Raw genomic sequence first — 12,468 nt, 5'->3', positions numbered from 1 at the left:
ATGATCGTGTGAACGGGACGGAGCAATTGTTGAAAGCGCATCAACTGTTCAAGCCGCGGGCAATGGTGGGCCAACTCTGCGTCTGCTGGTCGCGCCAGTACGGCCAGGAGTGCGTTCCCGGATCGACGTATCGAATCGTCGCGGGAATGCCGGAGGCGACGAGTCGGGACTGCAATTCCCGTGTACACAGGTAGGTACCGAATTCGATTCCACCCCCGACGACCTGGCGATTCGCCGGGTCACTGTTTCCCGGGTACCCCGGCTCGTCGTACTTGCCGGGCATCCCGGTTCCACTGGAGACATACACCGTCGTGCCGCGCAGATTGCCGGCCAGCGACACCACGTCGTGCGCGGCCCATTGGGGATCGTTGGGAGGGCCCCACATGTTGTCGGGGTTGCCGCCGAATGCGGTGACGATTCCCCGCGGATACGTCTGTCCGGCCAGGCCGGTGGTGGTGTAGCAGCCACTGTAGGAGGCGACCGCCCGATAGAAACCCGGATGGCGTGCGGCGAGCACCAACCCGGCACCCGCACCCATCGAGATGCCTGCGATCGCCCGCTTGCCGTTACCGTTGAACGTGGCATCGATCAGCGGCGGCAGCTCGTCGATCAGGAATGTTTCCCATTGGTAGCGGCCGAGTTTGGGATCATCACGTTCCCAGTCGGTGTACAGGCTGCCGTTGCCCGCCAGCGGCATCACGACGTTGACGTTCTTGTCGGCGTAGAAGCGCCTGGCATCGGTCTTGCGCAACCACATGCTGTTCTGCGGGTCTTCTTCACCGAGGCCGCTGAGCAGGTACAGCGACGGACGAGTCCGGTCGGCGTGTGCCGGGGTGAGCACCTGCACCTTGATCGTCTTGCGCATCGCCGGGGAGTACACATAGAGGGCGGTGAGGTCGGTCCCCTCCGACGCCGTCCGTACGATGGACGCCTTCTGCGGCGTCGCGTATGCGGCCCCCGGCTCACCGACGACCCCGGTCATCACCGCGGCAGCGACGACCAGAAGACCCGCGGAAACGCGGAAACGCCACCGCGAACGGCGACCAGAATCACCCGACAAATCAGCACCTCGCGAACAGTGAACAACCGAGAAATGTGGCTCAGATAGACCGCCAGCACGCTCAAGATAACCCGAACCCGCGGTATTCGTCACAATTTCTTTCTCCGGATCAATGAATTACGTTGTCGAACCATGTGGCGCTTTCTGCGAGATTCCTGTGAAATCACCCGTGGCGGGTAAACCAAAGCAGACTTTGAATGGCGCCGAATCGTCCGGATCTCGGTAGGCTACGTATCGCAATCGCGTCGAGAAAGGAGCCCGGCATGGTCGTTTTGCCTTCGACCGCCATCGAGGCCGCGTCGCTGCGCAAGACGTTCGGGCGGGTCACCGCGGTCGATGACGTCTCCCTGTCGGTCCCGACCGGCTCGGTGTGCGGACTGCTCGGCACCAACGGCGCAGGTAAGACCACCACGGTCCGCATGCTCTCGACGCTCCTCCGCCCCGATGGGGGCAGCGCGCGCATCTTCGGCCGCGACGTGGCGACCCAGGGCACCGCCGTGCGCTCCCTCATCGCATTGACCGGTCAGTATGCATCGTTGGACGAGGATCTCAGCGCCGAGGAGAACCTACGATTATTCGCCGAGCTGCGTGGTTTCAGCAAAGTCCGAGCGCGTTCTCGTGCCGACGACCTGATCGGACAATTCGGACTTTCTCACGCCGCCCGCCGTGCGGTCTCCGGCTATTCCGGCGGAATGCGCCGTCGCCTGGATCTGGCGTGTTCCCTGATCACCGCGCCGCCATTGCTGTTTCTCGACGAGCCAGCCACCGGCCTCGATCCGGCGACCCGGGCACGGGTGTGGCAAGCCGTGCGTGAACTCGTCTCGGGCGGCACTACGGTACTGCTGACCACGCAATATCTCGACGAGGCCGACAAGCTGTCGGATTCCATCGTCGTGATGGATTCCGGACGTGTCGTCGCCGAGGGCACGGCCGACACCCTCAAGGAACGCATCGGCACCAAGTCGCTGCACGTGATCATCACCGACGCCGCACAACTGCCCCGCGCGGCCGGGGTCTTGCAGCAGAGCCTGGGTACCGAGGTGGCGCAGGTGGCCGGCGAGGCACGACTGTCGGCGTCGATCACCGATCCCGGACTGGCGGCGCGCGCTGTCGCCGATCTGGAGGCCGCGTCGGTCGGTATCGTCGAATTCTCGGTTCAACGCCCGACGCTCGACGATGTGTTCTTCGCCCTCACCGGCGATCCGGCGACCCACGATGCAGCGGGCAACGAGATCTCGTGGCAGGACGCCTCATGACCGAAGACGTGCTGGGCGCCCGCACCATCGAGACCGCCGACGCCATCGAGGGTGCCGAGAACCCGGCGGTCGGCATCGAATGGCCGATCACCCCACTCGATCGGGTGCCGCTCTCGCAGGCGCTGCGACAGATCCTCGCCCTGGCACGGCGAGGTTTCCTGCGGATGCGCCACTCGCCGCAAGGCCTCATCGACGTCGTCGTCGTACCGATCGTCTTCACCGTGATGTTCGCCAACATCTTCGGCGGTGCGGTCGCCGGTGGCGTCGGAAATTACCTGCAGCTCTTGGTTCCCGGCGTGTTGGTCTCGGTGTCGGTGACGACGTCCATCGTCACCGGAACCCAATTACGGGAGGACATCGACAGCGGCGTCTTCGACCGGATCGTGTCGATGCCGATCGCTCGGATCGCCCCCTTGGCCGGACTGCTCATCGCCGACACGGCGCGCTACCTCATCGCGACCACGGTCTCGCTGGCGGTGGGTCTGGCGATCGGTTATCGACCCACGAGCCCCCTCGGTGTGCTGCTCGGCGTGGTCCTCGTCGTCTTCGCCGCGTTCTCGTTGAGCTGGATCTTCGCCCTCATGGGTGTGCTGCTGTCGAAGGTCTCGGCGATCCAGGGCATCTCGATGCTGATCCTCATGCCGATGACGTTCACCTCCAACGCCTTTGTGCCGACCTCGACGATGCCCGGATGGCTCGGGGTGATCGCCGAGATCAACCCGATCTCACACCTCATCTCGTCATTTCGCGCACTCGCCAATCACGGGCAGTTCACCGCGGACGTCGGATGGACACTCCTCGGCTGTTGCGTGATCCTGGTGATCTTCGCCCCCGCGACCCTGCGCGCCTACCTCACACGCCTATGACCAACCACGACAGGGACATCCGGCGTCGCCCCACCGAGCGTTTGGGTACCGAGCGCCTGGGTACGGAGCGCCTGGGCACCGACGACGACCTGTTCATCCGCATGGAGCACGCCCTCGGACTCGGTGTCATCAACCAGGGGGCATGGCGATTCGACGGCCGTCTCGATCCGGATGTCTTGTCCACCCTGGCGACTCGGCTACGGTACGGGCGTCTGTCCCGCCTCGCACGACGTCGCCCGCCTCCGGTCCGTGATCGCTGGCACTACACACCGGCAGCGGGGATGACCCACTTCGAGAACGAGCCCGTCGCCGAGGGTGACGCCGTGGCATGGGCGCGACGGCAGGCCGAGCGCGGGGTCGACAGCGTCGACGGACCGGCGTGGCGACTGACCGCCGCGTACTCGGCGGACGGGCGCTCCACCCTGGTCTCGCTGATCGCCGCACACGCCGTCGCGGACGGATGGTCGATGGTGACCGCGGTCGAAGAAGCCGTTCGCGGAAACGATTACGCCGTCACCACCGAACCGGTGGGTCCACTCGACGACGTCATCGACGGTGCGCGGACCGCCGCTCGAGCCGCGCTGGCCACGGGTCGACTCATCGCCGGCACGGTCGGGTCCCGGCGCGAACCCACCCCGGCCGGCCCGGTGCGACCGGCGGGACTCATCGCGGAGGAACCCTGCGGAATCCTGTTGAGCATCCCGGCCGACGACTACGCGCGCGCTGCCGCACGTGCGCACGGCAGCGCGAACGCGTTGTTCGTCGCGATCATGGTCGGACTCCTCGCCGAGGCCGGGATCGTGGGACCCGATGACGTTGTTCCCGTATCGATTCCGGTGTCGATGCACCCCGAGGGGGACCGTCGGGCCAACGCCACCACCGGGACGACGGCCCGGATCCGGGTATCCGACGACCGCTATCACGATCTCACCGCGATTCGGGTGGCCTGCAAGGAGGCCTACCGCAGCGTGACCACGGCCGCGTCCTCGATGGGGAACCTCTCGCAGATCGCGCAGGCGCTCGGCGACGGGCTGGTGCGACGCCTGGCCGCCAACGGCTCGACGCCGATGTGCCTGGCGTCGAACCTCGGCGAATTGTCGCCCGAATTCTGCAGCCTGGGAAGCGGACTCGATGCCGAGATCGCGGTGCGCGCCTTCACCGGCCGGCCGGCGGGCACGGCCGACTTCGGTGGCGGTGTGAGCGGATGGTTCGGCGTCGGACCCCGTGCGATCGGGCTGGCGGTGACGTCCCTCGATCCGCGGCTGGCCGCCGATGACGCCGCCCTGGCGGCCCTGGTGCGCGCCGAGTTGAAGCGATGGGAACTCGAGGCGAGCGAGTGGGGCGGATGAGAATCGCCTTCGCGCTGCACGGCAGCCGCGGCGATGTCCAACCGGCGGCCGCGGTGGCCGCCGAGTTGGTGCGGCGTGGTCATTCGGTGCGATTGGCCGTGGCGGCCGATCTGGTGGAATCCTTTGCACGAACGATGATTCCGACCACCGAGCTCTGTCCGTCGACCGCGGATCTGCTCGCCAGTCCACTGATCCGCAACGACCTCAAGTCGCGCAATCCGCGCACCCGATTCCGGGCGCTGCGCGAGGTCAGCGCGTACGGGGTGGAGCAGTCCGAGCGGGTGATGGCCGAGCTCGCCGACGAGTCGGACGTCCTCGTCACCGGCCTGCTCGCCCAGGACCGGGCCGCGACCATCGCCGAGAGCCGCGGGATCGCCTTCGTTCCCCTGCACTACTGCCCGGTGCGTGTCTCGGGCTCGGTCTCGCCGGTGTATCGGGATGTGCCGCAGTTGGTCTCACGCGTGGCATGGACGCTCGCCGATCGGGTCATGTGGCGCTCGACCCGCGGCGCCGACCGCCGACTGCGCGCACGTTTGGGGTTGCCGCCGGACCGGCGCCCATTCAGCAGACGTCTGCGCGCGGACGGAACCCCCGAAATCCAGGTATATGACCCGGTCCTGTTCCCCGACCTGCCGCGCGAGTGGGGATCGCAGCGCCCCTTCGTCGGATTCCTGTGCCCGGACAAGGAGATCCGGACGGCGATCAACGACGGCCTGGACCGGACCGACGCGGCCATCGGTTTCGCCTGCTCGGGACCGCCGCCGGTCTATGTCGGTTTCGGCAGCATGCGAACCCCCGTGGACCGGATGGAGTTCGTGGTCACCACCCTGCTCGATCGAGGTCTGCGAGTGATCGCCCACACCGATCTGGACCTTCCGATCACGGATTCCCGTCTGTTCCGGGTATCCGGAACGGTGGATCACGAAGCGCTGCTGCCGCATTGCCGCGCCGCGGTGCACCACGGTGGCGCCGGGACGACGGGTTCGGTCCTGCGGGCCGGGATTCCGTCAGCCGTCGGATGGTTCAGTGCCGACCAACCGATCTGGGCGGCCGCGTTACGCCGCTGCGGTGCGGGTACCGGAAGCCGGTTGAGCCGGATGAGTGCTGACGATCTGTCGGTGCTGACCGACCCGGGCGCGCAAGCAGCCGCACGTCGGATCGCCGAGCGACTCCTTCCCCCGCATCATGCGGTCGACGTCGCGTGCGAGATCATCACGACCGCCGCGGCGTCGACGACCTGAGTTGTCGACCACCGAAGGGTTGTCGTCCGCCTGAAGGACACGGCTGCGACTCGGATGGCGTCGAGCCGGAGCGTGATGTTTGGATGGCGGCATGTTCGGGGTCCTCACACCTTGTCGTCACCGTCTGGGAGACGAACTCGCCGACCGGTGGCGCGCACATCTTTGCGGGTTGTGTCTGGCGTTGCGCGACGGTCACGGCCAAGCCGCGCGACTGACCACCAACACCGACGCGGTGATGATCTCGATCCTCACCGAAGCCCAATACGGCGGTGCGGCAACGACCACACGAGCGGGCCGATGCCCACTCCGGTCCCTGCGGACGGCAACGGTGGTGACCGCCACCGACCCGGGTATCCGGCTGGCGGCCGGCGCGTCGCTCACCTTGGCCGCGGCCAAGGCCGACGATGTCCGCGCCGAGCAGCGCCTCGGACTCGCGCCACACTCACCGATGAGGTCGGCAACCGCCCGGGTGATCGGATCACGGTTACATGCGGCGGCGTCGAATGCACCGGTTGTCGACGTCGAGCGCATCCTGCTCACCCTGCACCGTCAGCCCGAGATCGAGTGCACTGCCACATCTCTCGGCGAGATCACCGATCCCAGCGGCCAGGCGTGCGCCGAGGTGTTCGCTGCGACCGCCGATGCCTCGGGCGTGCCGGACAACCGCGCCGACCTCGCGGCCATCGGTTACGACTTCGGCACGATCGCCCACCTGCTCGACGCCGTCGACGACTATCACGCCGACGCGCTCGATGGTGCATACAATCCATTGCGCGCCACCGGAACCGAGGTGACGACGGCGCTGGCCGAGTGTCGCGACCGGCGTGACCGGATCACCGAGCGATATTCCCGGCTCCGACTCGACGACGACCGGTTGCTGCGGGCAGTATTCCTCGACGGTCTACGGCACGCGATCGCCCGCCGGATGCATGCGCGGACCCGGTGGCCCGCCACGCGACCACCGGACTTCCCCGACTCCTGGCCCTATCCCCCGCCGTTCCCACCGAACCGACGATTTCGTGATCGCCTCGGCCCGTTCCTGTGGACCGGCTGCACGGGCCGGGCGTGCTGCGCCGACCACTGGAATCACTGCAGTGACAAATTCACCGGCCCCTGCTGCAACGACGACTGCGGGGATTGCTGCGACTGCTGCGACTGTGATTGCACCTGAACGCTTTCGGTCGATGCCGCTCAGCCGACCCCGCGTCCGGCCGACTCCCAGAACTGTGCGCGCAACGCCTTCTTGTCGGGCTTGCCCAGCGCGGTCAACGGCAGCGCGTCGGCGAAGATCACCTGCTTGGGTGACTGCACCGCACCCTTGCGTTCCTTGACCGCACTCTGGATCTCGGCGGTGATCCGCGCCCGTCCCGCATCGTCGGATGCGGCGTCGGCACGCAGCACGACGACCGCGGTGACCGCCTCGCCCCATTTGTCGTCGGGTACCCCGATCACGCCGACCTGTGCGACGGAAGGATGTTCGGCGACAACGTCTTCAACCTCCCGCGGAAAGACGTTGAAGCCGCCGGTGACGATCATGTCCTTGGTGCGGTCGACGATGTACCAGAAGCCGTCGTCGTCTTCCCGGGCGACATCACCGGTCCGCAGCCAACCGTCCCGGAAGGTCGCCGCGGTCTGCTCGGGTAGGCCCCAATAGCCGCCGGCGAGAAGCGGTCCGGCCACACAGATCTCGCCGGGTTCACCCGGCGCGACGGGCGCGTCGTCGGGGCCGAGGAGCGCGGTGCGCAGGAAGGCCGACGGCCGGCCACAGCTCGACAGTCGGCGGGTGTCCTCGCCCGGTTTCGGGTGGTCGTGCTTACCGAGGTAGCTGATCACCATGGGGGCCTCGGACTGCCCGTAGTACTGGGCGAAGATCGGACCGAAACGTTCGATGGCCTCGGCGAGCCGCACCGGATTGATCGGCGAGGCACCGTAATACACGGTTTCCAGCGACGAGAGGTCACGGGTTTTCGAGTCGGGATGATCGAGGAGCGCATAGAGCATCGAGGGCACCAGCATGGTGGCGCTGATCTTCTTCTCCTCGATCGTCGCGAGAACCTGTGCGGGGTCGAACTTCGACAGCACGATCATCGTGCCGCCCTTCATCAACGTCGGCACGAAGAACGCCGCACCGGCGTGCGAGAGCGGCGTACACATCAGGAACCGTGGTCGCTCCGGCCATTCCCACTCCGAGAGCTGGATCTGGGTCATCGTCGCCATCGCCGACGCGGTTCCGATGACACCCTTGGGTTTTCCGGTGGTCCCGCCGGTGTAGGTGATCGACACGATGTGATCGCCGGGCAGCGCCGCCGCGGTCAGCGGGCGGGGCGAGAACGTGTCGGCCTCGGCGATGATGTCGCGACCGTACGCGGACAGTTCCTCCGGCACCGGCCCCAGGGTGAGGACCTGCTTGAGGCTGTCGACGCGGTCCACCAGCGCCACCGCCCGCTCGACGAACATCGGCACCGGATCGATGACCAGTGTGGTGACCCCGGCGTCGGAGAGCACGTAGGCGTGATCGTCGAGCGAGCCGAGCGGATGCAGCGCGGTGCGCCGCCAGCCCTGGGTCTGCCCGGCACCGATCACCAGGAGTACCTCCGGACGGTTGAGCGCCAGGAGTCCGACCGCGGTTCCCGATCCCGCCCCCACCGACTCGAAGGCCTGCACGTACCGGCTGACCGCGTCGGCCATCTCGCCACCGGTGAGTTCGGTGTCGCCGAGCTCGAGCACCTTGTGGTCGCGATGCCGTCGCAGGGCCGCGACCATGAGATCACCCAGATGGACCCCGCTGCGCAACGGGTCGTATTCGGTCACAGAGCTGTCCTCAGTCATACGACCAGACTAGGACGTGTTTCAGAACTGAGGAAGGGTGTGGCAAAGATTCGTCGATGACGTGCACAGATATCGCCGATCGTAGGAGAGAATAGGACTAGAACGTGTTACAGATCGAGTCTGCCCTCATGGGCGGCGACTCCACACTAGGATCGAGTCATGACTGACCTGGACCTGGCGACCTCCCGTCGCGACATCACCGACGCACTTCTGACCGCCCTCGAGCGGCGCCACGAGGTTCTCGACACCATCGTCGAGGCCGACAACCACTCCGAGGCGGTCGCCGCGATTGCCGAGCTGCTGGACAAGTCCCAGCTCGGGGCCGAGGCGATCCTCGACATGAAACTCGATCAGCTCACCAAGGACGAGCGCCGCAAGAATCAGGCCGAACTCGACGACCTGAACTCGGCGCTGACGTTCACCCTCGCCGAGCGACCGGCCTCGAGCGGTGACACCCTCGATCTGCGCCCGTTCTCCCCGGAGGAGGACGCCGACCTCTTTGCCACACGTACCGCCGAACTCGGCGTGGCCGGTGACGGCTCGGGCGCTCCCGCAGGCGATCTGGCCGAGGAACTGAGCAAGGCGACCGCGCGCGTCGACGACGAGGAAGCCGTCTGGCTCGTCGCCGTCGAAGGGGAGTCCAAGGTGGGCTTCGTCTTCGGCGAGTTGACCTCCGGCGAGGTCGATGTGCGGATCTGGATTCATCCCGAGCACCGCAAGAAGGGTTACGGCACCGCCGCCCTGCGCAAGTCACGCTCGGAGATCGCGGCCTACTTCCCGGGTGTGCCGATGGTGGTTCGGGCGCCTGGCGCCTGAACGGTGGTGACCTCGTGCGGGTCGGTGCGCTCAGCCGACCCGCCGGGGCAGCCCGAATCGGGCGACGATCGCGCGAATTCGGGTGTCCTCGTCGATGACGAAGGTTTCCGACACCGGCGCCGCGAGCCCCAGCATCTTCGGTGCGACGTGTACGAGGTAGCGGGTGGTGACGCTGTGCCCGTCGACGGTGGCCTCGAATCCACTGACACGGTGGATCAGCCGGAACTGCGGTCCGCGTTCCAGACTGCGTGCGATATGAGGTCCGTTGCGCCCGGTCTTGACACCGAATTCGACTCGGGTGCAATCCGGATGCAGGTCGACCCCGCTCGCGTCGTGACTGACCAGTGCGTCGACATAGGCCCGTGCCGCCGCGACACGGGCCGCCGCCACGGAGTCGGTCATGGTTCCCCCAAGAGGTATCTGCCCAACGGTGTCAGCGCGCGCCGTAGACCGGCATCGGCACCGGCGCCTTACCGATGATCTCGGCGATCACCGGGCCGAGTTCGGACGATTCCCAGCGCGCACCCTTGTCGCGTTCGACGCTACGCTGCCAGCCGTCGGTGATCGAGATCTTGCCGCCTTCCACCTCGAAGACCCGACCGGTGACCTCACCCGACTGCGGCGAGGCGAGCCAGCACACCAGCGGCGAGATGTTCGCCGGATCCATCACGTCGAAGGAGCCGTCGTCGGGGGCGGCCATCTGCGCGGCCATCGCCTCGCCGGCACCGAGGGTCATCGCGGTGCGTGCCGCCGGTGCGATCGCATTGACCGTGACACCGTAACCGCCCATCTCGGCGGCCGCCTGAACGGTCAACGCAGCGATACCGGCTTTGGCCGCGACGTAGTTACCCTGACCGACCGAGCCGTACAGGCCCGCCCCGGACGAGGTGTTGACGACGCGGGCGGTGCGCGGGCTGCCGGCCTTGGCCTGCGCCCGCCAGTAGGCGGCGGCATGACGCAGCATCACGAAGTGCCCCTTCAGATGCACGCGGACCACGGCGTCCCACTCCTCCTCGGCCATCGAGACCAGCATGCGGTCACGCACGAATCCGGCGTTGTTGACCAGGACGTCGAGTGCGCCGTATTCGTCGACGGCCGTGGCGATGATGCCGGCCGCGGTGTCCCAGTCGGCGACGTCTCCGGTGGCGGCAATCGCGTCCCCGCCACGGTTACGGATCTCGTTGGCCACCGCGTCGGCGGCCTCGGCCACGAAGTCGTTGACGACCACCTTGGCGCCGTCGGCGGCGAAGGCCACCGCATGGGCCCGGCCGATTCCCTGACCCGCACCGGTCACCACGACCACACGACCCGCATTGGACGCGCTCTCAGCCACTGTTGTTGTCCTCTCAGATGTTTCGGTTCACAGCGTAGTTGTACAGATCAGGCGTCCGGGCAGATCAGACGTCGTTGCCTGCGTTCGCGGCGGCGAGGAAGGCCGGTAGCTCGCCCCCGCCGTGGACGGTCAGTGTGGCGCCGGTGATGTAGCCGGCCAGTGGCGAGAGGAGGAACGCCGCGGCGGCGCCGACATCGGCGGGGCGCGCCATGCGACCCATGGGAATCGTCCGGCCGACCGCGGCGATGCCCGCGTCGTCGCCGTAGTGCAGGTGGGCCTGCTCGGTTTCGACCGGTCCGGCGACGATGGAGTTCACCCGAACCCGGGGCGCCCATTCCACGGCGAGTGAGGTGGTGAGACTGTCGAGTCCGGCTTTGGCGGCCCCATACGCGGAGGTACCCGGGGAGGCGCGATGCCCACTGACGCTCGAGATGTTGACGATCGCGCCACCGCCCTCCTGACCACGCATGACGGCCTGCGCCGCACGCGCGACGATCAGCGGGGCAAGCAGATTCAGTTCGACGATCTTGCTCGCGAAGCGTGGTGAGGCGTCGGCCGCCAGCGCGAACGGCGACCCGCCCGCATTGTTGATCACGCCGTCGATCCGCCCGTGGGTCTCCACAATTCGCGCGAGGGTGGCGGCCACGGCGTCCTCATCCCGCACATCACACGGCAGAAATGTTGCAGCGGAAACTGATTCGAGCTCGTCACTCGAATGTCGAGCGCAGGCCACCGGGGTCGCGCCGAAATCGGCGAGGGCGGCAACGATGCCGAGTCCGACACCTCGGGCACCGCCGGTCACCAACACGACCCGTCCGGCGAGCCCGAGGTCGTATCGGCCCGGCCGTCCGGTCACCTGTGCCCCTGTCGTCATGGGTGCTACCCTACCAAAGAACCAAGCAATTGCTTGGTTGGTTTTCTTCAGCGCTTCGCCGAGAGGAGCACGCGTGCCGATCACCACTACCCGCACCGATGGCGGGGTCGTCACCGTCACCGTCGACTACCCGCCGGTCAACGCGCTGCCGTCGTCGGCGTGGTTCGACCTCGCCGAAGCCATCACCGCAGCGGGCAACGACCCCAGCACGCACGTGGTGATCCTGCGGGCGGAGGGCCGCGGTTTCAACGCCGGCGTCGACATCAAGGAGATGCAGGCCACGGAGGGATTCGGGGCGTTGATCGCCGCCAACCACGGCTGCACCGCGGCGTTCAGCGCGGTCTACGACTGTGCCGTCCCGGTGGTCGTCGCGGTCAAGAACTTCTGCGTCGGTGGCGGAATCGGGCTGGTCGGCAACGCCGACGTGATCGTCGCCTCCAAGGGCGCGGTCTTCGGTCTTCCCGAGGTCGATCGCGGGGCACTGGGCGCCGCAACACATCTGGCGCGCCTGGTTCCCCAGCACATGATGCGCACCCTCTATTACACGGCCCAGAACGTCACCGCCGAACAACTCCTGCACTTCGGCTCGGTCCATCGGGTGGTGGCCGCCGACGAACTCGATTCCGCGGCACTCGATGTCGCTGAGAAGATCGCCGCCAAGGACACCCGGGTGATCCGCGCGGCAAAGTCGGCGATCAACCACATCGACCCGGTGGACGTGAAGGCCAGCTACCGCCTCGAGCAGGGATACACCTTCGAGCTCAATCTGGCCGGCGTCGCCGACGAACACCGCGACGAGTTCGTGGCGACCGGCAAGGCCCTCAACACAGGAGGACACGCCTGA

12 protein-coding genes are annotated in these 12,468 nt (G+C 67.1%); 7 read left to right on the top strand and 5 right to left on the bottom strand.

Annotated elements, in window-relative coordinates; all coding sequences use genetic code 11:
• Window positions 1-40: 40 nt before the first annotated feature.
• Window positions 41-1,060, bottom strand: coding sequence for an alpha/beta hydrolase (locus tag GOPIP_RS21765; protein ID WP_014361522.1), 1,020 nt, complete (start codon window positions 1,058-1,060; stop codon window positions 41-43).
• Between the two features lie 263 nt (window positions 1,061-1,323).
• Here GOPIP_RS21765 and GOPIP_RS21760 point away from each other — a divergent pair, with 263 nt between their 5' ends.
• From GOPIP_RS21760 to GOPIP_RS21740, 5 genes are all read left to right on the top strand, one after another.
• A complete protein-coding gene (locus GOPIP_RS21760) occupies window positions 1,324-2,316 on the top strand; it encodes a daunorubicin resistance protein DrrA family ABC transporter ATP-binding protein (RefSeq protein WP_006371966.1) in 993 nt (330 codons plus the stop codon).
• The gene (locus GOPIP_RS21755; protein WP_006371965.1) at window positions 2,313-3,182 is read left to right on the top strand and encodes an ABC transporter permease; all 870 of its coding nucleotides are present in this window, start codon (window positions 2,313-2,315) and stop codon (window positions 3,180-3,182) included. Before GOPIP_RS21760 ends, GOPIP_RS21755 begins: the two co-directional genes overlap by 4 nt.
• The gene (locus GOPIP_RS21750; RefSeq protein WP_006371964.1) at window positions 3,179-4,531 is read left to right on the top strand and encodes a non-ribosomal peptide synthetase family protein; all 1,353 of its coding nucleotides are present in this window, start codon (window positions 3,179-3,181) and stop codon (window positions 4,529-4,531) included. Before GOPIP_RS21755 ends, GOPIP_RS21750 begins: the two co-directional genes overlap by 4 nt.
• Window positions 4,528-5,772 (top strand): glycosyltransferase, encoded by a 1,245-nt coding sequence (locus GOPIP_RS21745; protein WP_006371963.1) that lies wholly within the window; start codon window positions 4,528-4,530, stop codon window positions 5,770-5,772. Before GOPIP_RS21750 ends, GOPIP_RS21745 begins: the two co-directional genes overlap by 4 nt.
• A gap of 91 nt (window positions 5,773-5,863) precedes the next feature.
• A complete protein-coding gene (locus GOPIP_RS21740; protein ID WP_006371962.1) occupies window positions 5,864-6,943 on the top strand; it encodes a DUF5685 family protein in 1,080 nt (359 codons plus the stop codon).
• Window positions 6,944-6,963: 20 nt separating this feature from the next.
• Here the strand turns inward: GOPIP_RS21740 and fadD8 are convergent, their stop codons facing one another.
• The gene (gene fadD8 / locus GOPIP_RS21735; protein WP_026919855.1) at window positions 6,964-8,601 is read right to left on the bottom strand and encodes a fatty-acid--CoA ligase FadD8; all 1,638 of its coding nucleotides are present in this window, start codon (window positions 8,599-8,601) and stop codon (window positions 6,964-6,966) included.
• Window positions 8,602-8,760: 159 nt separating this feature from the next.
• Between fadD8 and GOPIP_RS21730 the strand changes: the two genes are divergently transcribed.
• A complete protein-coding gene (locus GOPIP_RS21730) occupies window positions 8,761-9,417 on the top strand; it encodes a GNAT family N-acetyltransferase (RefSeq protein WP_006371960.1) in 657 nt (218 codons plus the stop codon).
• 30 nt (window positions 9,418-9,447) lie between these two features.
• Here the strand turns inward: GOPIP_RS21730 and GOPIP_RS21725 are convergent, their stop codons facing one another.
• The 3 genes from GOPIP_RS21725 to GOPIP_RS21715 all read right to left on the bottom strand — a co-directional run bounded on the left by GOPIP_RS21725 (window position 9,448) and on the right by GOPIP_RS21715 (window position 11,624).
• Window positions 9,448-9,819 (bottom strand): DUF8021 domain-containing protein, encoded by a 372-nt coding sequence (locus GOPIP_RS21725; protein WP_006371959.1) that lies wholly within the window; start codon window positions 9,817-9,819, stop codon window positions 9,448-9,450.
• Window positions 9,820-9,850: 31 nt separating this feature from the next.
• Entirely contained in the window at window positions 9,851-10,750 is a 900-nt protein-coding gene (locus GOPIP_RS21720; protein ID WP_006371958.1) for an SDR family oxidoreductase, read from the bottom strand.
• Window positions 10,751-10,814: 64 nt separating this feature from the next.
• Window positions 10,815-11,624: an SDR family oxidoreductase gene (locus GOPIP_RS21715; protein WP_006371957.1), complete on the bottom strand. Its 810-nt coding sequence runs from the start codon at window positions 11,622-11,624 to the stop codon at window positions 10,815-10,817.
• Between the two features lie 73 nt (window positions 11,625-11,697).
• Here GOPIP_RS21715 and echA20 point away from each other — a divergent pair, with 73 nt between their 5' ends.
• A complete protein-coding gene (gene echA20 / locus GOPIP_RS21710; RefSeq protein ID WP_006371956.1) occupies window positions 11,698-12,468 on the top strand; it encodes a (7aS)-7a-methyl-1,5-dioxo-2,3,5,6,7,7a-hexahydro-1H-indene-carboxyl-CoA hydrolase in 771 nt (256 codons plus the stop codon).

The organism is Gordonia polyisoprenivorans NBRC 16320 = JCM 10675, from assembly GCF_000241325.1.
GTDB classification, from domain to species: domain Bacteria; phylum Actinomycetota; class Actinomycetes; order Mycobacteriales; family Mycobacteriaceae; genus Gordonia; species Gordonia polyisoprenivorans.
The sequence above is the reverse complement of the archived record's forward strand: the minus strand, read 5'-3'. Positions and strand labels throughout refer to the sequence as shown.